We start from the raw sequence: 25,415 nt of genomic DNA on the forward strand, positions 1-25,415 counted from the left end.
ACTGTTATGAAAAAAATAATTCTGATAGGCGCTATGTCGCTCCTTTGCGGAGCCGGTGCAAACGCCACCATCGACATCGCCGGCGTAGCGAAACAGGTCGATACGCTCGAGTGCCGTTCGGTGGGTCCCGGCGTGCAGTATGTACGCATGCACATGCCCGAGTATCCCCTCGACGTCTACACCCTCACCATCGACCTCAACAACCCCTACAACGACGTAAATGCCTTCATCGGCAAAGACCATGCCGGTACGACCGAGGCCATGACCCAGGCCTATACGCGCCTCTCCACGCCGGGGCACCGCCCCATCGGGTCGGTAAACGGCAACTTCTGGATTGTCTCGGGACAGGGCATGGACGACCTCCTGGGCCAGCCGCACAGCGGTTGTATGGTGAACGGAGAGTTTGCCACCGAGCCCAACAACTGGAACCGCGCCAACCGCGGCGAAGGCATCGAGCGGCTGCAAGAGATTGCGTTCGTGATGCTCGACGAGGAGAAGAAGATGTGGATCGACGACATCTATTTCGAAGCCCGGGTGACCAACGCCGCCAACGAGAGCTTTGCCATCGCCGAGATTAACCGCATCCGCAACGAAAACGAAATTGTGCTCTACAACCACTTTACGGGTGAGACCGAAAGCTACATCGACGGCGTCGATGTCATCGTCGAACCTGTCGAAGGCGAGACCTGGGGTTCCAACAAAGAGGTGAAGTGTGTCGTGACCCGCATCGTACCGGGCACGGGCGGCACCCAGCTCGAAGGGGCCGAGTATGCCCTCTCGGGTGCAGGCACGGGAGCCGACTTCCTGAACAAGCTCCAGGTAGGCGACCAGGTGACCATAAGCACCTCCATCAAAACCCGCACCGACAGTCTGGTACCCATGGCCCGCCAGATGCTCACCGGCAACGCCCTGGTGATGCGCGAGGGCCAGCTTACCCCCCGAAATGAAAACGAGACCTACAACTCGCAGACCTACTCGCGCACGGGCATAGGCATGTCGCAAGACGGCAAGACGCTCTACCTCATCGTCATCGACTACAAGTCGAGCACTTCGGTAGGTTGCAATACCGCCACCATGTGCTACATTCTGAAACAGGCCGGGGCCTGGAACGTGGCCAATATGGACGCCGGCGGTTCGGCCCAGATGATGCTGCGGGGCAGCCTCGTGAACAATCCGGCCGACGGCAAGGAGCGCCCGGTATCGAACGGCTTCATGATATTCACCAACGCCCCCGACGACGAAAACCTCACCCACCTGGCTTTCGACCACTACAACCTCGAGATTCCGGCCTATGCCTGCTTCGAACCTACCATTCTGGGTTATAACCAGTATGGTGTACTGGTCGATACGCAAGTGGCCGACTACACCCTCAGTTGCGACCCCTCGCTGGGAACCGTCTCGGACGACGGCAAACGCTTCTATGCCGCGCCCCGGGCTACTACGGGCATCCTGCACGTCACCTCGGGCAACGCTACGGGCGAAATCAAGGTGACCGTCAAGGCTACCGAAATAGCCATGAAGAACAGCGCCGTGCTGGCCGACAAGGCTCACCCCTATCCCATCGAGGTCATCTCGACCATCGGCGAGAATACCTACACCTACGACCCGGCCTCGCTCACCTGGAGCATCGACGATCCCACCGTCTGCCAAATCGAAGGGGGTGTACTCACCGGACTCCAGAACGGGCAGACCCGCATCACCGGTTCGATAGGCGACTTTAGCGGCACCATGGATGTGACCGTAGAGATTCCGCAGTCGCCCCGCATCCCGGCCGACGACTTCACCGGCTGGACCACCAAGGCCATCAGCGCCATCACCGACGCCACGGTCACCCCGGCAGGTAACGGAGCCGGCACGCTGGCATTCACCTACAAATCGGGCCGCCAGCCCTACGTCGAGATGGACAAGAGCGTCACGCTCTACAGCATCCCCGATACCATACGGCTGCTCATCCACAGCGAGATACCCCTCTCGAAGGTACAGATTGCCTGCAAGGCCAACGGTGACAAGGAGCAATACCTCGAATACGAAGGCCTGGAGACCAACAGCGACTACCTCATTGCCATCCCCTCAGTCCAAATCACCGGCGAAAACAATCGCGGCGGATTCCCCATCACCCTGAACTACATCAAGTTCTACATCAGCACCTCCGGGACCACCAGCGGACAGGCCTACAAGATTGACCTCAAGGAGTTCAGCCTCGTCTACAACGGGGTAGTGAGCGGTATCGAGGCGATAGCCGGCGACCGCAACCTCACACTCTATCCCAACCCCGTGACCGACGGCACCTTCTGCCTCGAGGGTGAAGCCATCGCACCGGGAAGCCTCGTGCGGATATACGACCGCAACGGTGCCCTCGTGCTGGAGCAGACCATCGACCGACCGGGTACCATCGATGCCGGTTCGTTGACCCCCGACGTCTACATTGTCGCCGTACAGACGCCCCACGGGAACTTTGTCAACAAAATTGTCGTACAATAAAATCCAAAAATCATACACCATGAAAATGAAATTGACCATAGCCCTGTTGGCGTGCGCTGCCACGCTCTCGGCACAAAACGTATCGGTTACCCGCCACACCGAGGTAACCCCCGAGGGAGGAGCCGCCTATTTCCCGGTGCTCAGTCCCGACGGCAGTAAAATGGCCTATACCTCGTCCGACTACACCGGACTGAAAGTGCTCGACTTCACGACCGGCAACAGCCAGGTGGTGAGCTTCTCGGCCGGGGCCGGTTTCGACCCGGTATTCAGCACCGACGGCTCGGCCATCTACTACCGGCAGCAAAGCACGGTGGGCGGACAGAAGCTCCGTTCGCTCTCGGAGTATAACCTCGACCTGAAGAGCGAACGCCAGCTCATAGCCCCCACCCGCGACCTGAAGCGCCCGGCCGCCATCGCCGGAGGCATGGCCGTATTTGCCGGCAACAAACTGTTCAAGAGCGTAGGCGCCCGCATCAACAGCCTCTACGTCTACTCGGTAGCTCAAGAGGGTACCATCGTCGTATGCGACGGCAAAACCTCGCGGGTGTTGCGCCCCTACGGCAATCAGGTGCGCAGCTACTTGTGGACCACCCTCTCGCCCGACGGCACCAAGATTGCCACCTATGCCATCGGCAAAGGGGTAGTCGTGCTCGACCTCGACGGTAAGGTACTGGCCGAACTGGGCGACTTCGAAGCCCCCGCCTGGTACGGCAACGATTTCGTAGCCGCTGCCCGCACCACCGACGACGGCCACCAGTACACCGCCTCGCAAATCGTGCTACTCGACCGCCACAACCGCCAGGTACACAACCTCACCGACCCCGACGAGATGGGCATGAACCCCTCGGCCGCTGCCGGTAAAATCGTGTACAACACCCCCGAAGGCAAACTCTTTATGCTGGAATTAAACATCACGAAATAAAAACGCTGCCATGAAAAAACTCTATATACTCGTCATAGCCCTCGTGGGCTGTCTCGGTCTGCAAGCCAAAGACATGACAGGCCTGAGAATCTACATCAACCCCGGCCACGGAGGCTGGGACTCGGACGACCGCAACGTAGCCGTCGCACCCTTTGCCCAGGGCGATACGCTGGGCTTCTGGGAATCTTCGTCGAACCTCCACAAGGGGCTCATGCTGCGCGAACTGCTCGAAGGCCAGGGGGCTACCGTGGCCATGTCGCGCGTGCTGAACCGCACCGAAGACGACCTCAACCTGAACACCATCAGCCGCGAGGCCAACGAATTCGATGCCGACCTCTTCTTCTCGATTCACAGCAACGCCACCGGCACCAGCAATCGGGTCAACTTCCCCATGATGCTCTTCAAGGGATACACCGAGAATCCGGCCAAACCCGAAGACAAGGTGGTGGCCAAGATTCTGTTCAAGCACCTCATCGAAAACCAGGTCACCTACTGGACGCAAACCAGTGAATACGTAGTGGGCGACTGGGATTTCTACCCCGACTGGAACAACGCCGGCCTGGGCGTGCTGCGTAACCTCACCGTCACGGGATTCCTCTCGGAGGGTTCGTACCACGACTATGTGCCCGAGACCTACCGTCTGCTCAACATGGACTACAAATACATCGAGGCCTGGCACTTTGCCAAGGCGGTGATGGAGTATTTCAATACCGACGGCTTCACGACCGGCCACATTGCCGGTGTCGTATACGACAGCCGCATGACCCGCACCGAGTCGTACGTACAGCACGGCCGCGACAAGCAGGTGCCCCTGTGCGGTGCCACCGTCACCCTGCTGCCCAACAACATCACCTACACGACCGACCCCTATTTCAACGGCGTATACATGTTCCGCGACCTGGCTCCCGGCAACTACCAGTTGAAAGTAGTGGCCGATGACCACTACGAACAGACCATCGACGTCACCGTTACGGCCAACACCATAAGCTATACCAACGTCGCCATGGACCGCGTGAGAAGCACGCCGCCCGAGGTGCTCTCGTACAGCCCCATGATGGAGAGCGAAACCGACAGCATCAACTGCACCACCCCCATCGTCATCAACTTCAACTGGGATATGGATGTAGAGTCGGTACGCGAAGCCTTCTCTATCGAGCCGGCCGTCGAGGGCGAAATCACCTTCGAAGACTCGCAATACCGCATGGTATTCACCCCCAACCGTCCCTACGAAGTGGCTACGCGCTACACCGTGACCATCGACAAGAGCGCCAAACACCCGGGTAACCTGTCGATGGAAGAGGACTTCTCGTTCTCCTTCCTCACCCAAGGCCGCAACCAGTTGAAGCTGCTGGCCTCCAGCCCGGCCGATGGTGGCGTGGTTCACTACACGAAACCGACCCTCGAGGTGCGGTTCGACAACGTGCTCGATGCCGTCGACATCCGCAACCTCATCAAGCTCTACGACAACGAGGGCAACGAGGTGAGCATCAACCTGCGCTCGGCCAAGTACAACCAGCTGGGCGACGTCTACGGCAACTACTATTTCACCACCGCTTCCGACCTGGTTCAGGGTCAGGAGTATCAGTTGCGAATCGATGCCTCGCTGAGCGACGTCAACAGTCTGCCCGTCATCGACCCCATCGTGATTAACTTCACCGCCGGCGACGTGCGCCACAACGACGCCCCCATCGAGGACTTCGAGACGGCCGACCGCATCACCTACGACGCAGCACAAAGCAGCGGCGTGTCCACAGCCAAGGCGGTCCGCTCGACCTCGCAAGCCCTCTTCGGCAGTGCCGGCTACAACTTCACCTACACCTTCAACGCCAACGAGGCCTATGCCTTCTACCCGACCGATGCCACCTTTGCCGGTGGTGCCACCGTCGACAACACCCAGACCATAGGCATGCACATCTATGGCGACCTGGCCTGCGACGAAATCTGGCTGCAACTCTCGTCGGGCGACGACACCCGGGAGGTGCTGCTCACCAACATCGACTTCCGCGGCTGGCAATTCCGCGAGGCCCGTCTCGACCAGCTCACCCCCGGCAAGAGCTACCGGGTGAGCGGCATCAAGGTGGTGCGCAAGGGCCCCTTCTTCTCCAACTCGGGCAGCTTCTACCTCGACAACATGCTGGCCTACACCTCGTCGGGTATCCAATCCGTAGCCACCTCGGCCTCGATTCAGGTATACCCCAACCCGGCCACCGACCTGCTGCACATCCAGTCCGAGGCTCCCGTGCAACGCGTAGCCCTCTACAACCTGGCCGGTAGCTGTGTAGCCACAGGCACCGAAGCCGTGCTCGACGTCACGGGTATCCCCGCCGGTACCTACCTGCTCCAGATCAGAGCCGCCGACCACAACTTCTGCTACCCGGTATTGATTGTTCATTAGTTCATTTATTACCTCCTGCGAGGCTGCATACTCCGGCATTCCCGCCGGATATGCAGCCTCGTTCATCCATTAGGTTTTAACAGAAATTTGGTACTTTATATAAAAAATAAGCATTCCTTTTGGAAAATGTCGAAAGAAATTTTATCTTTGTGATGTATAAGCAACAGAGTAGCGATGCAAGGACCAGCATAATCACAGGCAAGGACTTGCAGGCTCTTTTTTAATTTAATGGAGTGATACCAGAAAACACCATTATCAAGATTTTGGATTTATGAAGATTATAGCAGAAAGTGGTTCCACCACTACGGAATGGGTTCTCGTCGACGGGAAAAATGTGGTAGAAAGGAGTTTTACCGAAGGTATAAACCCCTTCTTTCAGACACGTAGAGAGATCAGTCACAGCATACGGCTCAACCTGCCCGAAGCCTTCTTCAAGAAAAGATGGGAGCGGGTCTATTTCTACGGTGCCGGATGTGCCAACCTCGACAAGAAAAACATACTCGAGGCCTCGCTGGTAGCCCAGTTCAAGACCCCCATCTCGGCCGAGAGCGACCTGTTGGCTGCCGCCCGCGGTATGCTCATCGACAAACCGGGTATCGCCTGTATCTTGGGTACAGGCTCCAACTCGTGCCTCTACGACGGTGAGCGCATCATCAAAAACGTACGGTCGGCCGGCTACATTCTGGGCGACGAGGGCAGTGGGGCCGCCATGGGCCGCCGCTTCCTGAGCGACTACCTCAAAAATCTGGCTCCCAAAGAGTTGTGCGACGCCTTCTACGAGAAGTTCAAAGTCACCCCCGACGAGATTCTCGACTCGATCTACAACCACCCCTTCCCCAACCGGTCGCTGTCGACCTTCTCCTACTTCCTCAAAGACCACCTCGACAACAAATACGCGTTCAACCTGGTCTACGAAGAGTTGATGCGGTTCTTCCAGCGCAACATCATCCAGTACGACTACAAGTCATACCCGGTCTTCTTCATGGGAAATCTCGCCTACACCTACGCCGACATCCTCGACCTGGTGGCTAAAGATTTCGGACTCAATATCGAAAAGACCGAGAAGAGCCCCATGCGGGGACTTATCGAGTACCACTCGATTTACGGATAAGCTTCAACCACTTCCGCACCTCATAGCTATGCAGAACCGACACCCTCGATTCTGCATATTTTTTTTCGTTCACAAACGGAGGGAAATTCATATTAAAAAATACTAAATATATGTTCCCGAAATCAAAATATACCTATATTTGTATTAACTAAAAAGATAGTTTTTGCCCGCCGACACCGACGGTGGCTCTTTGGCACGGCCCAAATCGGAGCTACCCGACAAGAGGAGCGGAAAATAACCGAATTGATCCATTCGAAAAACATGAAAGAGAAACGCTATATCTTCCTGCTTATCCTCATAGCAGTCCTGCTCGGCCCCACACATGCCCGCAATCTGGAGCCGACCGTCGAGCAGGCACTCGCCTCGCTCAAGCCCCAGCATCTCGGCATCGGCGAAATCAAGCTGAAATCGCTCTCGCAACAGAAGGGCAACCGCCTCGTCATCGTCATGAACGACGAGTTTTCTTATCTGCCGTTCCGCGAGGAGCTGGTCAAACGGGCCTATGACACCGTGCGCTCCATCCTCCCCAAGAATCTGAGACACAAGAAGCTGGCCATCTACGCCGGTGGTTACGAAATCAGCCGACTCATCCCCTTTGCCGAGAATCACAAGCGCTTTGCCGTCAAGTGTCACCGACCCATCGTCGAGCCGGTAAACCGCCTCTACACCCCCGACCGGGGGCTGCTCAACCGCCACATCGCCCTGTGGCAGAGCCACGGGTTCTACTTCGAGCAGTCGCTCGACCGCTGGGAGTGGCAGCGCGCCCGCATCTTCCAGACCGTAGAAGACCTCTATACCCAGAGCTACGTCATGCCCTTCCTCACCCCCATGCTCGAGCAGGCGGGAGCCTACGTCTTCTCGCCCCGTGAGCGCGATACCAACGGGCACGAACTCATTGCCGACAACGACAACCCGGCCACCTATCGCGAAACCTCGGCCGGGAAAGAGCGCTGGAAGGAGGGCGGCATCGGATTCGCCCACCGGCAACAAGTCTATACCGATTTTCAGAACCCCTTTACCGACGGGAGCTTCCGCCAGACCCACACCACCACCGACCCGCACAAGGAGATACGGGCCTGCTGGCACGCCACGATTCCCGAGGGGGGCCGATATGCCGTCTACGTGGCCTATCACACGGTCAAAAACAGCACCGACGACGCTCTCTACACCGTATATCACAAAGGGGGTAAATCGCAATTCCACGTCAACCAGACCATGGGCGGCGGCACCTGGATCTATCTGGGGCACTTCGACTTCGAGGGGGGCCGGGAGGCCCGTATCGAGTTGAGCAACCTGGCCCGTGAAAAGGGACGCACCGTCACGGCCGATGCCGTGAAGATAGGCGGTGGCTACGGCAACATAGCCCGCCGGGTGAACCCCTCGCGCATCGAGAGCAACCCCACCCTGGCCGCTATCGACTATACCGACCAGTCCAGCGGATACCCCCGCTTCACCGAAGCGGCCCGCTACTGGCTGCAATGGGCCGGATTCCCGGCTTCGGTCTACTCGCCCACCCAGGGCGAAAACGACTATGTCGACGACTACAAATGCCGGGGAGAGTGGGTCAACTACCTGGCCGGAGGCTCGTCGGTACTGCCCGACAGCACGGGCCTGAACGTGCCGATAGACCTGGCCTTTGCCTTCCACTCCGATGCCGGCACCACCCTCAACGACTCGATTATCGGCAGCCTGGGCATCTACTTCACCGGGAAAGAGCGCAAAGTCTACATCCACGACGTGCCGCGGCAAGTATCGCGCTACCTCACCGACGCCGTGCTGTCGCAAGTGACCGACGACATACGCCGCACCTACGAACCCCAATGGAGCCGCCGGGGCATGTGGAACAAGTCGTACTTCGAAGCCCGCGTGCCCGAGGTACCCACCATGCTGCTCGAGTTGCTCTCGCACCAGAACTTTGCCGACATGCGCTACGGCCTCGACCCACGCTTCCGCTTCGTCGTGGCCCGGGCCGTCTATAAAGGCATCTTGAAGTTCATCGCCGCACAAAACGGCTACGACTACACCGTGCAACCCCTGCCGGTGAGCCACCTGCGCACCGAGTTTACCGGGGCGAACCAGATACGCCTCGCCTGGCGTGCCGTGACCGACTCGCTCGAGCCGACCGCCACCCCCGACCGCTACATCGTCTACACCCGGGTGGGCAACGGGGCTTTCGATGCCGGCACCCTGGTGAGCGACACCACCTGCACGCTGACCATACGACCCGACTCGATCTACAGCTTCCGCGTTACCGCCGTGAACCGGGGCGGCGAGAGCTTCCCCTCCGAGACGCTGTCGCTCTGCCGCGCCTCCAACGAGAAGGAAGTCGTGCTGGTTATCAACGGATTCGACCGCATCAGCGGCCCCGACAGCTTCGAGGTCGACACCATCACGGCGGGCTTCGACACCCGCAAAGACTTCGGGGTGCCCTACCTCTGCGACATCAACTACATAGGCGAACAATACGAGTTCCGCCGCCATATCCCCTGGCGCGACGATGACGACCCGGGCTTCGGTGCCAGCCGCGCCGACTACGAAACGCAGGTCATCGCCGGCAACACCTTCGACTATCCCTACCTGCATGGCCGCTCGATTGTGCGGGCCGGATACTCCTTTGTCTCGACCAGCGACGAGGCCGTAGCCGAGCAGCTTGTCGACCCGAGTCGCTACCGCATGGCCGACCTCATACTCGGCAAGGAGAAACAGGTCACGATGGGCCGGGGCACCAGCGGCTACGCCTTCAAGACCTTCGACCGGCCGCTGCGCGAGGCCATCACCCGCTACTGCAACGGGGGCGGCAACCTCTTCGTCTCGGGGGCCTACGTAGGTACCGACCTGTGGGACAACCACGAGGCCGACACGCTGGGACAGCAGTTTGCCAACCAGGTGCTGCACTACACCTGGCGCACCGGGCAAGCCTCGGTGAGCGGTCGGGTGAAACCGGCAGCCTCGCCCTTTGCCCGCTTCGGCAAGCTCGACTTCGAGTATTACCACACCCCCAACGCCCAGTGCTACGCCGTAGAGTCGCCCGACGGCATCGAACCCTTCGGCAAGGGCAGCTACACCATACAGCGCTATGGCGAGAACAACATCAGCGCCGGCATCTTCTACCGGGGCGATACATACAGCACCTGCGTGCTGGGCTACCCCTTCGAGACTATCAAAAGCGAAGTCCAACGCGACGCGCTCATGAATGCCATACTCTCTACCTTCAACGAAAACTCAAACGACCGATAAACAACCCATGAAACGATTTCTCCTCTCACTCTCCCTTCTCCTGCTGGTCATTGGCAGTCAGGCGGCCGACTTCAAGTTTGCCTTCCTCACCGACATCCACATCACCGCCGGCGACTCACTGCCCTGCAACGACCTGGCCCGATCGGTCGACCAGATCAACGCGACACCCGGTATCGACTTTGCCATCGTCTCGGGCGACATCACCAACCTGGGCGACCGCCGCTCCATGGAGGTGGTCAAGTCGCTGCTCGACCGGCTCGAGGTTCCCTACTACATCGTGCCGGGCAACCACGAAACGAAGTGGAGCGAGTCGGGGGTAACCGATTTCGCCCGCATCTTCGGCAGCGAGCGGTTCCGGTTCGAGCACGACGGCGTGCTCTTCCTGGGCATGAACTCGGGTCCCATCATCCGCATGGCCGACGGCCACGTGGCTCCGCAGGACATCGACTGGCTCAAGCGCGAACTGAGTGCCGCCGGTCCGGAGAAGCCTGTCATCGTCGTCACTCACTATCCCCTCCAGCCGGGCGACGTCGACAACTGGTACGATGTGACCGACGCCATCCGTCCCTACAACATCCGCCTCGTCATGGGCGGCCACTACCACCAGTACCTGAATCTGAAATACGACGGCATACCCGGCATTCTGTGCCGGTCGAACCTGCGCGACAAAGCCCCCGTCGGCGGCTACTCGCTCTGCGAGGTGACCCCCGACTCCATCCTCATCTACGAACAGCAGATAGGCCGGGAACCGGTGCGCCGGGGAGGCTACACCATGACCGGCCCCAACTTCGACAAAAGCAACGCCGGCTATCCCCGCCCCGACTACTCGGTGAACCTCGAGTATCCCCAGGTCAAGGAGCAGTGGCTGGTCAAGTGCGGCTATGAGATATTCTCCTCGCCCGCCTGCTGGGACCGCAAGGTCTACGTGGGCGACGACTCGGGCACCCTCGCCTGCTACGCCCTCGCCGACGGCAAGGAGCTGTGGCGCTTCAAGAGCGGCATGCGCATCGTGGGCACCCCCGCGGCCGACGACAACGTAGTGGTATTCGGCTCGGCCGACATGTGCATCTACGGCCTCGACGCCACCACCGGCCGACTGCTGTGGAAAGTCCAGACCGATGCCCCCGTGCTGGGCGCCGTGACCCTGCACAAGGGGGTAGTCTATATCGGTGGCAGCGACCACTGCTTCAGAGCCATCGACCTCCACTCGGGGCAAGCCGTCTGGACCTACGAAGGGGTGGCCGGATACATCGAAACCAAACCGCTCGTCTACGACGGGCTCGTCATATTCGGGGCGTGGGACAAGAACCTCTATGCCCTCGACCTGAAAACCGGCCGTGAAGTGTGGAAGTGGCGCGACGGCAAACCGGGCAAATTCTACTCGGCCGCTGCCGTATGGCCCGTAGGTGCCCACGGCAAGGTGTTCGTGGCCGACCCCGAGCGGGTGCTCTCGGCTATCGACGTCCGCACCGGGGCCACCGTGTGGCGCACCAAAGAGTCGATGGTGCGCGAGACCATCGGTTTGTCGGAAGACAACCGCCGCATCTACAGCAAGACGATGAACGACAGCGTGGTCTGCTACTCGGCTACCGCCGACCACCCGCAAAAGCTGTGGGCCTCGAACGTGGGCTTCGGCTACGAACACGCCCCCTCGATGCCCGTCGAGAAAGATGGCGTGGTCTTCGGCAGCACCAAAAACGGACTCATGTTCGGCCTCGACGCCCGCACCGGCCGGGTATTGTGGAAGCACAAGGTGGGCAACTCGCTCATCAGCACCCTCGTGCCCCTCTCGAAAGAGCGTTGCCTCTTCACCGCCACCGGCGGCGAGATAGGGCTGCTTGTCATCGATTATAAAACGAATAAACAAAAATAAAACTCCAGTTATGAAAACAATCAACTGTTTCATTCCTTTCTCGAGCCAGGCTCAGGTAAGCGAAACCGTAAAAGGGCTGCGGGCCTGCGAACATGTGAAGAGCATCTACCTGCTCGCCACCGAAAAGAATCAAGAAGCGGTAGAGGGGTGTGAACTTCTGCCGGTAACCAGCCTCAACGCCTCGGCCACGCTGCACGCGATAGCCGACCGCAGCGATGCCGACTACACCCTACTCTACACCAAATACACCACCCTCGAACTGGGCTACTTCGCCCTCGAGCGCATGGTGCGCATCGCCGACGACTCCCAGGCCGGCATGGCCTACGCCGACTCGTACCACGTGACCGAAGGTAAACAGGAGAAGGCCCCCGTCATCGACTACCAGTACGGCAGTCTGCGCGACGACTTCAACTTCGGGTCGCTGCTGCTCTTCAACGCCGCCGCCTTCCGGGAGGCCGCCTCGCGCATGACCACCGACTTCCAGTTTGCCGGTCTCTACGACCTGCGTCTGAAGCTGTCGCAAAAGGCTTCGCTGGTACACATCAACGAGTATCTCTACTCCGAAGTCGAGAACGACAACCGCAAGAGCGGCGAGAAGATTTTCGACTACGTCGACCCCAAGAACCGGGGCGTACAGATTGAGATGGAGGCCGCCTGCACCGAGCACCTCAAGGCCATCGGTGGATACCTCGAGCCCCGTTTCGAGAAGATTGCCTTCGACGAGGGTAACTTCGAATACGAGGCTTCGGTCATCATTCCCGTGCGCAACCGCGTACGCACCATTGCCGATGCCATCGAGTCGGTACTGAAGCAGCAGACCAACTTCAAATTCAACCTCATCATCATCGACAACCACTCGACCGACGGCACCACCGAGGCCATCGACCGCTTTGCGGCCGACGAGCGGGTCGTCCACCTCATTCCCGAGCGCAACGACCTGGGCATAGGCGGCTGCTGGAACCTGGGCGTGCATCACCCCAAGTGCGGCAAGTTTGCCGTGCAGCTCGACAGCGACGACGTCTACAAGGACGAGCACACCCTGCAAACCATGGTCAACGCCTTCTACGAGCAGAACTGCGGCATGGTGGTAGGTACCTACATGATGACCGACTTCCACATGAACATGATTGCCCCGGGCATCATCGACCACAAGGAGTGGACCCCCGAAAACGGCCGCAACAACGCCCTGCGCATCAACGGCCTGGGTGCTCCGCGCGCCTTCTACACCCCGCTTCTGCGCAAGGTGAAGGTGCCCAACACCAGCTACGGCGAAGACTACGCCCTGGGTCTGAACATCTCGCGCCGCTACCAGATAGGCCGCGTCTACGACGTGGTATACCTGTGCCGCCGCTGGGACGACAACTCCGACGCCTCGCTCAGCATCGAGAAGATGAACGCCAACAACCTCTACAAAGACCGCATCCGCACCTGGGAGCTGCAAGCCCGGGTGGCCATGAATAAAAAATAAACCGGTATGGAACTGACATCGAAACATATCGAACGCCTGCTCGACGACCAGCTCGCCGTGTGGGATTCGGCCCGCAACAACTACCAGGCACTGGAGTCGGTACGGGTCAAGGAGATACCGCTGGGGGGCTGCACGGTCAAGGTGCAGTTCAACCCGGCCCGCATCGTTTCGTCGGCGGCCAAGGTCGACACGAAATCGTTGAAGGAGCGCAAGTGTTTCCTCTGCGTCGAGAACCGGCCCGAGGTACAGCACGGGCTGCCCGACGGGGAGTACACGTGGCTCATCAACCCCTTCCCTATCTTCCCCAAGCACTTCACCATCCCGGTCAACCGCCACACGCCGCAACTCATCGGCAGCCGGTTCGGCGACATGCTGCGTCTGGCTCGCGAGGCCGACGACTTCGTGCTCTTCTACAACGGACCCAAATGCGGAGCCTCGGCTCCCGACCACGCCCACTTCCAGGCCGGCAACAAAGGTTTCCTGCCGCTGTGTGACGTGGTAGCCTCCTGCCACCGCACGCCGGTGATTACCCAGGGCTCGGCCCGGCTGAGTCTGGTCGAGGAGTACATCTGCCCCTTCTTCCTCATCGAAGCCACCGGGGCCGACGACGCCCGGGCCCTCTTCGACAAGCTCTACCAGACGCTCGAGGTGAAACCCGACGAAACGGAGCCCATGATGAACGTGCTCGCCTGGTACGACACCGACCGCTGGTCGGTCGCCATCTTCCCGCGGGCCCAGCATCGCCCCTCGTGCTACTTTGCCGAGGGCGACGACAACATCCTGCTCAGCCCCGCATCGGTCGATATGGGTGGTGTATTCATCACCCCGCTCGAGAAAGATTTCGAGAAAATCACGGCCGACGACCTGGCCCAGATACTCGCCGAGGTATGCCTCGACCGGGAGAAAATGAACCAAATAGCCCAAAAACTCAAATAGCACAGCCATGAAAGAGCCATCGGTAACCGTAGGAATCATGTCGGGCGAAACCATCGGGTTCGTCCTCAACGGCACCTATCTGCAAGGCGGCCACCCGGTCGAAGGGGCCCAAACGGCCCGCATCGAGCAGGGGCGCATCGGCTGGAACGGCGGATTGTACGACCAGCTCCTCTTCACCCCGCAGGAGGCCGGCCACTCGTTCTGCCTCAAGGGGGTGACCATAGGGGTGAAATTCCACTGGGAGCGCCGCGAAGACCAGACCTTCAGGGGAGCCCTGAAGCTGATTGTCGAGGGCGACCGCCTCACCGCCATCAACGAGCTGGGCATCGAAGAGTATCTGCTCAGCGTCATCTCGTCGGAGATGAGCGCCACCGCCTCGCTCGAGCTGCTCAAGTCGCACGCCGTCATCTCCCGCAGTTGGCTGCTGGCTCAAATACAGAAGAACAAGGCGCTGGCCGGGCAGAAACCCGTCTCGTGCTTCCGCACCGATCACGAGCTCATCCGCTGGTACGACCGGGAGGACCACGACCGCTTCGACGTCTGCGCCGACGACCACTGCCAGCGCTACCAGGGCATCACCCGCGAATCGACCCCCATCGTGGGGCAGGCCATCGAGGCCACCCGGGGCGAGATACTCACCTACAACGGCCAGATATGCGACGCCCGCTTCTCGAAGTGTTGCGGCGGCGTGATGGAGCGCTTCTCTTCGTGCTGGGAAAACCGCGACTTTCCCTACCTCGTCGCCCTGCGCGACGACCGCAACGAGCACGACTTCCCCGACCTGACCGTCGAGAAGAATGCCCGCCGCTGGATTTGCGAATCGCCCGAGGCCTTCTGCAACACCACCGACAAACGGGTGCTCTCGCAGGTGCTCAACAACTACGACCAGGAGACGACCGACTTCTACCGCTGGAGCGTGGCCTACACCCAACAGGAGCTGGCGGCACTCATCCGGGAGAAATCGGGCATCGACTTCGGCCAGATTGTCGACCTGAAACCCATTGAGCGGGGCACCTCGGGTCGGCTCATCCGCCTGCAGATACAGGGCACACGACAGACCCTCACCATCGGCAAGGAGCTGGAGATACGCCGCACCCTCTCGCCCTCGCACCTGTACAGCTCGGCCTTCATCGTCGAGCGCGAGGAGGTGGTCGACGGCATACCGCAACGCTTCGTGCTGCGGGGAGCCGGCTGGGGCCACGGCGTAGGACTCTGCCAGATAGGCGCCGCCGTCATGGGCGAGCAGGGATACGACTACCGACACATCCTCCTGCACTATTTCGCGGGAGCAACCATTGAAAAACTCTATTAACACATAAACCATGAATTCGCAGAAAAAGACATCGCCCTGGGCCTGGATTCCTACGCTATACTTTGCGCAGGGGCTGCCCTATGTGGCTGTGATGACCATCTCGGTCATCATGTACAAACGACTGGGAATCTCCAATACCGACATCGCCCTCTACACCAGTTGGCTCTACCTGCCGTGGGTCATCAAACCCTTCTGGAGCCCCTTCATCGACCTGTTGAAAACCAAACGGTGGTGGGTAGTGACCATGCAGATGCTCGTGGGCGCAGGCCTGGCCGGCATCGCATTCACCATTCCCGCGCCGCACTTCTTCCAGATTACGCTGGCCATTTTCTGGCTGGTGGCCTTCAGCTCGGCTACGCACGACATTGCGGCCGACGGTTTCTACATGCTGGCCCTCGACACCCACGACCAGGCCATGTATGTGGGCATCCGCAGCACCTTCTATCGGGTGGCCACCATCGCCGGGCAGGGATTGCTGGTGATTCTGGCCGGACTGCTCGAGTCGAATACGGGCCTTACCCCTCTGTCGCTCGAGGTGAAGGCCGGCCCGCAGTATGCCAGTGAAATCGCCCTCCCCTCGACCGACTACGTGACCGACAGCAACAACGACGAGATGCACTTCGTGGCCACGCCTGCCGTGCTCGAGATAGGTACCGCGGCCAATCCCGCCCAAGTCGACTCGGTAAATGCCTGGGTAAAACAGCAGAACATCGCCAACGGTTTCGCCGCTCCCGAGACGGCCGCCACGACCCAGAGCAGCACCGCCGCAAAGGGTCAGGAGCTCAGCAAGTTCGAGCTCTTCATCAAGAACACCTTCGGTGAAAACCGCGAGCGCACCCAACACCAGCTCACCGGCAACATCGGGGTCATCAAGGTATGCCTCTCGCAACAGCCCAAACCCGGCGAAAAGGTGGTACTCAACACCGTGCACAAAACGGGTGACCAGAGTATCTTCCTCACTCAGGGCGACCGCATCGAGTTCAACGCCGACAACTGGAACAAACCCGCCTACATCACCATACAGGTAGACCCGAAACTGAAAGAGGCTTCATCGGCTTCGTTCGAGTCGACCTCGGGCAACATCGCCCTGGCCTGGTCCATCACCTTCTTCGTACTGGCCGGTTTCTTCATCGCCATCTGCCTGTATCACAAATACATTCTGCCCAAACCCGCTTCCGACCGGGCCGTATGCGAGGCTACCGCCTCGAACATCTTCAAGGAGTTCTTCGCCACCTTCGTCACCTTCTTCAAGAAGAAACAGGTATGGGTGGCCGTCCTCTTCATGCTGCTCTACCGTCTGCCCGAGGCACAGCTGGTGAAACTCATCAACCCCTTCCTGCTCGACCCCAAAGAGCTGGGCGGTCTGGGTCTGACCACCGGCCAGGTAGGTCTGGTCTACGGTACCATCGGCATCCTGGGCCTCACCGTCGGCGGCATCATCGGCGGTATCGTAGCAGCCAAAGGCGGCCTGCGCAAATGGCTCTGGCCCATGGCCTGGAGCATCTCGCTCACCTGCGCCACCTTTGTCTACCTCAGCTACTACCAGCCCGACAGTCTCTTCATCATCAACCTCTGCGTCTTCATCGAGCAGTTTGGCTACGGCTTCGGCTTCACCGCCTACATGCTCTACCTCATCTACTTCTCCGACGGCGAGCACAAGACCGCCCACTATGCCATCTGTACCGCCTTCATGGCTCTGGGCATGATGTTGCCGGGCATGGCTGCCGGTTGGCTGCAAGAGCTCATCGGGTATAAACACTTCTTCTACTGGGTAATGATTTGCTGCGCCGCCACCATCGCCGTGTGTGCCTTCATCAAAATCGACCCCAACTACGGCAAGAAGGATGCAAACGAAAATGAAACAGTAACAAAATAGCAAAAAGAAAGTCTATGACATTAAAAAAGTATATAATTTTGTGCCTGATTGCAATTTTTGCAGGAGGATTGAGTGCACAGAAAACAATGACAGGAATCGAGGTTCTGAAAAAAGATAACTTCAAGATACTGGAGGGGAAAAGAGTCGGTCTCATCACCAACCCTACGGGGGTGGACAATTCGCTGAAATCGACCATCGATATCCTGTTTGAAGCTCCCAACGTCAATCTGGTAGCCCTCTACGGTCCCGAACACGGTGTGCGCGGCGACGTGCATGCCGGCGACAAGGTAGAGAACTCGACCGATCCCTCGACCGGACTGCCCGTCTATTCGCTGTACGGGAAGACCCGCAAACCTACCCCCGAGATGCTCAAGGGCATCGATGTGCTCGTCTATGACATCCAAGACATAGGCTGCCGCTCGTTCACCTACATCAGCACCATGGGGGTAGCCATGGAGGCTGCCGCCGAAAACGGCATCGAGTTTGTCGTGCTCGACCGTCCCAACCCCATCGGGGGCGAGAAGGTCGAAGGCAACATCGTCGAGGACGGCTACTTCTCCTTCGTGAGCCAGTTCAAGATTCCCTACGTCTACGGACTCACCTGCGGCGAGCTGGCTCGCATGCTGGTGGGCGAACACATGTTGGCCAAGGACTGCAAGCTCACGGTCGTACCCATGAAACACTGGAAACGCAATATGGACTATGCCCAGACGGGGCTGCAATGGATACCCTCGTCGCCCCATATTCCGCACCCCCACTCGGCCTACTTCTACCCCCTGTCGGGTATCGTAGGCGAGTTGCCCTATCTGTCGATAGGCGTGGGGTACACCATTCCGTTCCAGATGTTTGCCGCCCAGTGGATCGACGCCGAGAAGCTGGCCGACCGCATGAACGCGCTCGAGTTGCCGGGCATCAAGTTCCGCCCCATACACCTGAAGCCCTTCTACGCTTTCGGGCAGGGCGAACACTTGCAGGGAGTACAAGTGCACATCCTCGACTATCGGAAGGCTCGCCTCTCCGAGGTCCAGTTCTACATCTTGCAGGAGTTGGCTGCCATGTACCCCGACAAGAAGGCTTTCGGGCCCGAAACCGAAAAGCGTTTCGACATGTTCGACAAGGTGTGCGGCAGCAACCAGATACGCGAGCGGTTCTCCAAGAACTACCGCTTCGACGACATCAAGGACTACTGGTATAAAGATGTAGAGAGCTTCAAGAAATTGTCACGCAAATACTATCTTTATAAGTAACACCAAGTAACAGACCGAGATGAAAGATCAAAAGTACAACGCTTATCTGAAAGAGGTCGGGACATTCATTCCCCAAGACCGTATCTACACCGACGAACTGCGCCTGCTGGCGTGGGGTACCGATGCCGGATTTTATCGCCTTATCCCTCAGATCGTAATCCGATCGAAAAACGAGGCTGAGGTGGCCCGGCTGCTAGCCCTGGCCGACAAGTATGCCTTGCCGGTAACTTTCAGAGCTGCCGGGACCTCGCTCTCGGGACAGAGCATAAGCGACTCGATACTGATTGTTGCCGGCAAGAACTGGGAACAATACGCCATCTCGGACGACCATACGCGCATCACGCTCCAGCCCGGCATCATCGGGGCCCGTGTGAATGAAATATTGAAACCCTATGGCAGAAAATTCGCACCCGACCCCGCCTCGGTAAAATCGGCCATGGTAGGAGGCATTGTGATGAACAACGCCTCGGGCATGAACTGCGGCACCCACGCCAACAGCGACAAGGAGCTGCTGTCGGCCAAAATCGTCCTGGCCGACGGGACTCGCCTCGACACGGGCGATCCCGCCAGCCGACAGGCTTTTGAGCAGAGCCACCCCGACTTCTTGAAACGGCTCGTCGAGTTGCGCGACGACATCCGGGCCGACCAGGCCCTGAGCGAGCGCATCCGCCGGAAATACTCCATCAAAAACGTAACCGGCCTCAACCTGCTCCCCTTCGTCACCTACGACGACCCGTTCGACCTCATCGCCCACCTCATGGTGGGCTCGGAAGGTACGCTCGCCTTCCTCTCCGAAGTGACGATGAAGACCGAGCACGACTACCCCTGCTCGGCCAGCGCCATGCTCTATTTCAACGACATCAAGGAGGCTTGCCACGCCGTCGTGGCCATGAAGCAGGGCCCGGTATTCAGTGCCGAGATGCTCGACAAGAAGTCGCTCGCCTCGGTGGGCGACACCACCGGCACAGGGCTCACCGCCGTGCTCACCGAGACCAAGGCCGACTCGCCCGAAGAGCTCCAGGCCAACATCGAGGCCATCAAAAAGATACTGGCCCCCTTCCAGACGGCCACACCCATACACTTCACCGACAAGCCCGAGGAGTACTCGAAATACTGGGCCATCCGCTCGGGCATCTTCCCCTCGGTAGGCGGCACCCGCCAACTGGGCACCACCGTACTCATCGAGGATGTGGCCTTCCCCATCAACGACCTGCCCGAGGCTACTGCCGACCTGCAGGCCCTGCTCGAAGAGAACGGCTACGACGATGCCTGCATCTACGGCCATGCTCTGGAGGGTAACTACCACTTCATCATCAGCCAGTCGTTCGACACGCCCGAACAGGTGGCCCGCTACGAGCGACTGATGGACGAGGTGAAGAGCCTCGTGGTCGACAAATACGACGGCTCGCTCAAGGCCGAACACGGCACGGGCCGCAACATGGCTCCCTTCGTCAAATACGAGTGGGGCGAAAAGGCATTCGGCTACATGAAGGCCGTCAAAGAGCTCTTCGACCCCAAGGGGTTGCTCAACCCCGGTGTCATCTTCAACGACGACCCGCGCTGCCACCTGAAGAACTTCAAACCCATGCCGCTCACCAACGCCCACGTAGACCGTTGCATCGAGTGCGGCTTCTGCGAGGTCAACTGCCTCACCTGCGGCTTCTCGCTCTCGTCGCGCCAACGCATCGTCATCCGGCGTGAAATCTCCCGGTTGAGCCACCTGGCCGACGCCGAGAGTCAGGCGCGCATGCACACCCTGCTGAAACAATACAAATATCTGGGCAACGCCACCTGCGCCGGCGACGGACTCTGCTCCATGTCGTGCCCGATGGGAATCAGCGTGGGCGACCTCACCCACGACCTGCGCGAAGAGAGCCTGCCCGCCGGAAGCCTGGGCTACAAAACCGGCGACTGGGTAGCCAACCACTTTGCCGGTACCAAAGCCAGCATCCGTCCGGTGCTCTACCTGGCCAATGTGGCACACTCCCTGCTGGGCGACAAATCGATGAGCGCCGTAGGCCGCACGCTGCACCGCATGGGCCTGCCGCTGTGGACCCCGGCCATGCCCAAACCCTACCGTCCGCACACGATACAACAACATGCCGAACCGCTGAAGGTAGTCTACTTCCCCAGCTGCATCAACCAGACCATGGGCCCGGCCAAAAACTCGCCCGACCCCACGCCGCTTATCGACAAGACCGTAGCCCTGCTGCAAAAGGCTGGCTACGAAGTCATCTTCCCCAAGAACATGAAGAACCTTTGCTGCGGTACCATCTGGGAGAGCAAAGGCATGCGCGATATTGCCGACCGCAAGTCGACCGAACTGGAAGATGCTCTCTACGAAGCCAGCCACGAGGGGCGCTACCCCGTGCTGTGCGACCAGAGCCCCTGCCTGCACCGCATGCGCGAGGTGATGACCCGCGTCAAACTCTACGAACCGGTAGAGTTCATCTACACCTTCTTGCGCGACAAGCTGCAATTCACCCCCATCGACGCCCCCATCGCCGTGCACATCACCTGCTCGATGCGGAAGATGAACCTAGGCAACATGCTCGTCGAGCTGGCCCGGCTCTGCTCGCGCCACGTCGTCGTACCCGACGAGGTGGGCTGCTGCGGATTTGCCGGCGACCGCGGCTTCACGCACCCCGAGGTCAACGCCTACGCCCTGCGCAAGCTGAAACCCCAACTCGAGAAAGCCGGCGTAAAGACCGGCTACTCCAACAGCCGCACCTGCGAGATAGGACTGACCACCAACTCAGGCATTCCCTACCTCTCGATCGTCTATCTGGTAGACCAATGTACAACCCCTAAAAAATAAAAGAAAAACGCCATGAACAACCCACCCAGCAAACGACTCCTCTCGCTCGACATCCTGCGAGGCATCACCATAGCCGGTATGATTATGGTCAACAACCCCGGCTCATGGGGTCACATCTATGCCCCGCTGGAGCACGCCGAGTGGATAGGGCTCACCCCTACCGACCTCGTCTTCCCCTTCTTCATGTTCATCATGGGTATATCGACCTACATGTCGCTGCGGAAGTTCGATTTCAAACTATCGGGGCCGGTGGCCTGGAAAATCATTCGCCGCACGATTGTCATCTTTGCCATCGGCTTGGCCATCGCGTGGTTCGGGTTGACCATGCGCAACTATCACCAACTGGGCGAAGAGTCGCTGCCGTGGCTCGAGCGTCTGGGCCGGTCGATGTGGAACTTCGATCACCTGCGCATCCTGGGCGTGATGCCCCGTCTGGCCATCTGCTACGGCGTGGCCGCCTTCGTGTCGCTGCTGGTCAAGCACAAGTATATCCCGCACATCGTCATCGTGGCCCTGCTGGCCTACTTTGTCGTTCTGGTTACGGGCCGGGGATTCGAGTTCTCCGAAGATAACATCATCTCGGTAGTCGACCGCGCCGTGCTGGGTACCAATCACATGTATCACGACAGCGGCCTGGCCTTCGACCCCGAAGGTCTGCTCAGCACCATCCCGTCGATATGCCACGTGCTGATAGGCGTATTCTGCGGAGGCCTCATCATGCACACCAAAGACAATGCCGTGCGCATGCAAAACCTCTTCATCGCCGGTACCATACTCACCTTTGCGGGCCTGCTGCTCGAGTATGGCTGCCCCATCAGCAAAAAGATATGGTCGCCCACCTTCGCCCTCACCACCTGCGGGCTCGCCGCCAGTGCGCTGGCCCTGCTCATCTGGATTATCGACATCAAAGGCTACAAAAGGTGGAGCCGCTTCTTCGAAGCCTTCGGCATCAACCCCCTGTTCATGTATGTGCTGGGCGGCGTGCTGAGCATCCTCCTGGGCAACATCTACGTCACCTACGGCGGCACGGCCATGACGCTGAAGGGGGTCATCTACAACGAGTGGCTCGTACCCCTGTTTGGCGACGAGACCTTCGCCTCGCTCATCTTCGCCCTGCTCTTCATCGGGGTAAACTGGCTCGTAGGATATGTTTTGTATAAAAAGAAAATATATATAAAGATATGATTATTATAGCAGATAGCGGTTCAACCAAAACCGACTGGTGTGTAGTAAACCAGGGAGCTCCCGTCAAACGAATTACTACCGAGGGTACCAACCCGTTTTTCCAGACCGAGGAGGAGATAAGCCTCGTAGTCAAAGACAAACTCATGCCTCACCTCGAGGGCTTGAAAATCGATGCCGTCTACTTCTACGGTGCAGGCTGTGCCTTCCCCGAGAAGAATGCCATTGTCGAGCAGGCCATCGCCCGCCACATACCCGACGCGCACATCGAGATAGGCAGCGACCTGCTGGCCGCCGCCCGCAGCCTGTGCGGCCACAAGCCGGGCATCGCCTGCATCATGGGCACCGGCTCGAACTCGTGCTACTACGACGGCAAAGAGATTGTCGACAACATATCGCCTCTGGGCTACATCCTGGGCGACGAAGGCAGCGGCGCCGTACTGGGCAAGCTGCTGGTGGGCGACTGCCTCAAGAACCAGCTTACCCCCGAGTTGAAGGAGAAGTTTCTCAAACGCTTCGACCTCACCCCCAAGGAGATTCTCGACCGGGTCTACAAGAAGCCCTTCCCCAACCGGTTCCTGGCTTCGGTTTCGCCCTTCCTCATCGAGAATATCGAGGAGCCCTGCATACACCGCATCGTGCTCAACGGCTTCAAGAACTTCTTCACCCGCAACGTCATGCAGTACGACTACAAAAACGTGAAGGTGCACTTCATCGGCTCCATCGCCTACTACTACAAGGAGGTGCTCGAAGAGGCCGCCAACGCCCTGCAAATCGAGCTGGGCACCATTATCAAAAGCCCCATGGACGGACTTGTAGAATATCATTCAACCCTATAAAACGCAATCGCTATGGCATTCGTGAAAATCACCGAGCAACCGTCTCTATACGACAACCTCGAAAAAAAATCGGTTCGTGAGATTCTGGAAGAGATCAATACCGAAGACCAGAAGGTAGCCCTGGCCGTACAAAAGGCCATCCCCCAAATCGAGAAACTCGTCACCCAAATCGTGCCCCGCATGAAACAGGGCGGCCGCATCTTCTACATGGGCGCCGGCACCAGCGGACGGCTGGGTGTGCTCGACGCTTCGGAGATTCCCCCCACGTTCGGCATGCCGCCCACGCTGGTCATCGGACTCATTGCCGGCGGCGACATCGCCCTGCGCAACCCGGTCGAGAATGCCGAGGACGACATGAACCGCGGCTGGGAAGAGTTGCAGGAACACCACATCAACACCAAAGATACCGTCATCGGCATCGCCGCTTCGGGTACTACCCCCTACGTCATCGGGGCCCTGCGGGCCGCCCGCGAGCACGGCATCCTCACCGGCTCCATCTCGAGCAACCCCGACTCGCCCATCTCGCACGAGGCCGACGTGCCCATCGAGATGATTGTGGGCCCCGAGTATGTGACCGGCAGCTCTCGCATGAAATCGGGTACGGGACAAAAGATGATTCTCAACATGATTACCACCTCGGTCATGATACAGTTGGGACGGGTCAAAGGCAACCGCATGGTCAACATGCAACTCTCCAACCAGAAACTGGTCGATCGGGGCACCCGCATGGTCTCCGAAGAGTTGGGCATGGACTACGAGCACGCCAAACGACTGCTGCTCCTGCACGGCTCGGTCAAGAAAGCCGTCGATGCCTATCACGCCGAAAATCCCGACAAATAAAAGGAGCCGAGTCCTATGAAAAAGATTCCCGTCCTTCTGCTGCTGTCGCTCGTAGGGGCCACGGCCCTGTCGGCCCAAGAGGTCTACCACTACAACCTCTTCTACTACCAGCGGGCCACGCTCTTCGAGAAGCTGTCGGTCGACAGCGACGACATCATCTTCCTGGGCAACAGCATCACCAACGGCTGCGAGTGGCACGAACTGCTCGACAACCCCAACGTCAAGAACCGGGGCATCAGTTCCGACGTGGCCATGGGGGTCTACGACCGCCTCGAGCCCATCGTGCAGGGGAAACCGGCCAAGATTTTCCTGATGATCGGCATCAACGACGTGTCGCACGACCTCTCGACCGACAGCATCGTGGGCAACATCGCCCAAATCGTGCGCAAGATACGCCACGACAGCCCCGCCACGCAGCTCTACATACAGAGTATGCTGCCCATCAACAACTCGTTCGGGCAGTACCGCAAACTCGCGGGCAAGGAGCCGCAGATCGTCGAGATAAACCAGCGGCTCGAGCAACTGGCCGCCGCCGAGCAGTGCACCTATATCGACCTCTATTCGCACCTCACGGCCCCCGGCTCGAACGACCTCGACCCCGCCTACACCAACGACGGGCTGCACCTGCTGGGCGATGCCTATCTGGTGTGGAAAGAGGTATTGCAACCCTACTTGAAATAGCGAAAGTTCTCACTCCATACCACGAGGGGGATAGGCCGAACCACCGGTCTATCCCCCTCGCCGTATAGATATACGTCCGGGAGCCGTTTCTCCCTGCTCCCGACAAGCCCCCTCCGGACAGACGGTACACGAAAAAGGGCTCTATCCTGCCCTCCGAGAGAGCGACGATAGAACCCTTTATGTTCCCGGTTATTGCT

15 protein-coding genes and 2 pseudogenes are annotated in these 25,415 nt (G+C 59.2%); all 17 read left to right on the forward strand.

The genetic code is table 11. The features are described from left to right. The first annotated feature begins 6 nt into the window (after nucleotides 1-6). On the forward strand, nucleotides 7-2,481 hold the full coding sequence (locus NW211_RS05120) for a phosphodiester glycosidase family protein (protein WP_258327149.1): 2,475 nt from the start codon (nucleotides 7-9) through the stop codon (nucleotides 2,479-2,481). A gap of 19 nt (nucleotides 2,482-2,500) precedes the next feature. Then, nucleotides 2,501-3,403, forward strand: coding sequence for a hypothetical protein (locus NW211_RS05125; RefSeq protein ID WP_258327150.1), 903 nt, complete (start codon nucleotides 2,501-2,503; stop codon nucleotides 3,401-3,403). Between the two features lie 10 nt (nucleotides 3,404-3,413). Beyond that, nucleotides 3,414-5,798, forward strand: coding sequence for an Ig-like domain-containing protein (locus NW211_RS05130; protein ID WP_258327151.1), 2,385 nt, complete (start codon nucleotides 3,414-3,416; stop codon nucleotides 5,796-5,798). A 271-nt stretch (nucleotides 5,799-6,069) separates the two neighbouring features. Beyond that, nucleotides 6,070-6,909: a hypothetical protein gene (locus tag NW211_RS05135; protein WP_087408739.1), complete on the forward strand. Its 840-nt coding sequence runs from the start codon at nucleotides 6,070-6,072 to the stop codon at nucleotides 6,907-6,909. Between the two features lie 261 nt (nucleotides 6,910-7,170). Next, nucleotides 7,171-10,146: a fibronectin type III domain-containing protein gene (locus tag NW211_RS05140; RefSeq protein ID WP_258327152.1), complete on the forward strand. Its 2,976-nt coding sequence runs from the start codon at nucleotides 7,171-7,173 to the stop codon at nucleotides 10,144-10,146. A gap of 7 nt (nucleotides 10,147-10,153) precedes the next feature. Further along, on the forward strand, nucleotides 10,154-12,019 hold the full coding sequence (locus NW211_RS05145; protein WP_258327153.1) for a PQQ-binding-like beta-propeller repeat protein: 1,866 nt from the start codon (nucleotides 10,154-10,156) through the stop codon (nucleotides 12,017-12,019). A 10-nt stretch (nucleotides 12,020-12,029) separates the two neighbouring features. Next, nucleotides 12,030-13,487 (forward strand): glycosyltransferase family A protein, encoded by a 1,458-nt coding sequence (locus NW211_RS05150; protein ID WP_258327154.1) that lies wholly within the window; start codon nucleotides 12,030-12,032, stop codon nucleotides 13,485-13,487. A gap of 6 nt (nucleotides 13,488-13,493) precedes the next feature. Continuing rightward, nucleotides 13,494-14,423, forward strand: a complete 930-nt coding sequence (locus NW211_RS05155) for a DUF4922 domain-containing protein (protein ID WP_087408743.1) — start codon at nucleotides 13,494-13,496, stop codon at nucleotides 14,421-14,423. Between the two features lie 7 nt (nucleotides 14,424-14,430). After that, entirely contained in the window at nucleotides 14,431-15,735 is a 1,305-nt protein-coding gene (locus NW211_RS05160) for a SpoIID/LytB domain-containing protein (RefSeq protein WP_258327155.1), read from the forward strand. Between the two features lie 91 nt (nucleotides 15,736-15,826). After that, nucleotides 15,827-16,126, forward strand: a pseudogene (locus NW211_RS14160) (MFS transporter); the annotation flags it as partial. A 690-nt stretch (nucleotides 16,127-16,816) separates the two neighbouring features. After that, nucleotides 16,817-17,611 (forward strand): annotated as a pseudogene (locus tag NW211_RS14120) (MFS transporter); the annotation flags it as partial. 14 nt (nucleotides 17,612-17,625) lie between these two features. After that, a complete protein-coding gene (locus NW211_RS05170) occupies nucleotides 17,626-18,858 on the forward strand; it encodes an exo-beta-N-acetylmuramidase NamZ domain-containing protein (protein ID WP_087881021.1) in 1,233 nt (410 codons plus the stop codon). A 19-nt stretch (nucleotides 18,859-18,877) separates the two neighbouring features. Next, nucleotides 18,878-21,676, forward strand: coding sequence for an FAD-binding and (Fe-S)-binding domain-containing protein (locus NW211_RS05175; protein WP_258327156.1), 2,799 nt, complete (start codon nucleotides 18,878-18,880; stop codon nucleotides 21,674-21,676). A 12-nt stretch (nucleotides 21,677-21,688) separates the two neighbouring features. Continuing rightward, entirely contained in the window at nucleotides 21,689-22,861 is a 1,173-nt protein-coding gene (locus NW211_RS05180) for an acyltransferase family protein (RefSeq protein WP_258327157.1), read from the forward strand. Continuing rightward, entirely contained in the window at nucleotides 22,858-23,697 is an 840-nt protein-coding gene (locus NW211_RS05185) for an ATPase (RefSeq protein ID WP_258327158.1), read from the forward strand. The genes NW211_RS05180 and NW211_RS05185 overlap by 4 nt, the downstream gene beginning before the upstream one ends. A 12-nt stretch (nucleotides 23,698-23,709) precedes the next feature. Beyond that, complete coding sequence (murQ, locus tag NW211_RS05190; RefSeq protein WP_087408749.1) at nucleotides 23,710-24,537, forward strand: N-acetylmuramic acid 6-phosphate etherase; 828 nt, start codon at nucleotides 23,710-23,712, stop codon at nucleotides 24,535-24,537. A gap of 15 nt (nucleotides 24,538-24,552) precedes the next feature. Continuing rightward, complete coding sequence (locus NW211_RS05195; protein ID WP_258327159.1) at nucleotides 24,553-25,218, forward strand: GDSL-type esterase/lipase family protein; 666 nt, start codon at nucleotides 24,553-24,555, stop codon at nucleotides 25,216-25,218. Nucleotides 25,219-25,415: the final 197 nt, after the last annotated feature.

Origin of the sequence: Barnesiella sp. ET7, from assembly GCF_024733785.1 — a bacterium.
Taxonomy (GTDB): domain Bacteria; phylum Bacteroidota; class Bacteroidia; order Bacteroidales; family Barnesiellaceae; genus Barnesiella; species Barnesiella merdigallinarum.

Excerpts from the sequence above, each read along its gene's own strand:
- NW211_RS05120 (WP_258327149.1), top strand. The coding sequence starts at position 7 with ATGAAAAAAATAATTCTGATAGGCGCTATGTCGCTCCTTTGCGGAGCC.
- NW211_RS05125 (WP_258327150.1), top strand. The coding sequence starts at position 2,501 with ATGAAAATGAAATTGACCATAGCCCTGTTGGCGTGCGCTGCCACGCTC.
- NW211_RS05130 (WP_258327151.1), top strand. The coding sequence starts at position 3,414 with ATGAAAAAACTCTATATACTCGTCATAGCCCTCGTGGGCTGTCTCGGT.
- NW211_RS05135 (WP_087408739.1), top strand. The coding sequence starts at position 6,070 with ATGAAGATTATAGCAGAAAGTGGTTCCACCACTACGGAATGGGTTCTC.
- NW211_RS05140 (WP_258327152.1), top strand. The coding sequence starts at position 7,171 with ATGAAAGAGAAACGCTATATCTTCCTGCTTATCCTCATAGCAGTCCTG.
- NW211_RS05145 (WP_258327153.1), top strand. The coding sequence starts at position 10,154 with ATGAAACGATTTCTCCTCTCACTCTCCCTTCTCCTGCTGGTCATTGGC.
- NW211_RS05150 (WP_258327154.1), top strand. The coding sequence starts at position 12,030 with ATGAAAACAATCAACTGTTTCATTCCTTTCTCGAGCCAGGCTCAGGTA.
- NW211_RS05155 (WP_087408743.1), top strand. The coding sequence starts at position 13,494 with ATGGAACTGACATCGAAACATATCGAACGCCTGCTCGACGACCAGCTC.
- NW211_RS05160 (WP_258327155.1), top strand. The coding sequence starts at position 14,431 with ATGAAAGAGCCATCGGTAACCGTAGGAATCATGTCGGGCGAAACCATC.
- NW211_RS05170 (WP_087881021.1), top strand. The coding sequence starts at position 17,626 with ATGACATTAAAAAAGTATATAATTTTGTGCCTGATTGCAATTTTTGCA.
- NW211_RS05175 (WP_258327156.1), top strand. The coding sequence starts at position 18,878 with ATGAAAGATCAAAAGTACAACGCTTATCTGAAAGAGGTCGGGACATTC.
- NW211_RS05180 (WP_258327157.1), top strand. The coding sequence starts at position 21,689 with ATGAACAACCCACCCAGCAAACGACTCCTCTCGCTCGACATCCTGCGA.
- NW211_RS05185 (WP_258327158.1), top strand. The coding sequence starts at position 22,858 with ATGATTATTATAGCAGATAGCGGTTCAACCAAAACCGACTGGTGTGTA.
- murQ (WP_087408749.1), top strand. The coding sequence starts at position 23,710 with ATGGCATTCGTGAAAATCACCGAGCAACCGTCTCTATACGACAACCTC.
- NW211_RS05195 (WP_258327159.1), top strand. The coding sequence starts at position 24,553 with ATGAAAAAGATTCCCGTCCTTCTGCTGCTGTCGCTCGTAGGGGCCACG.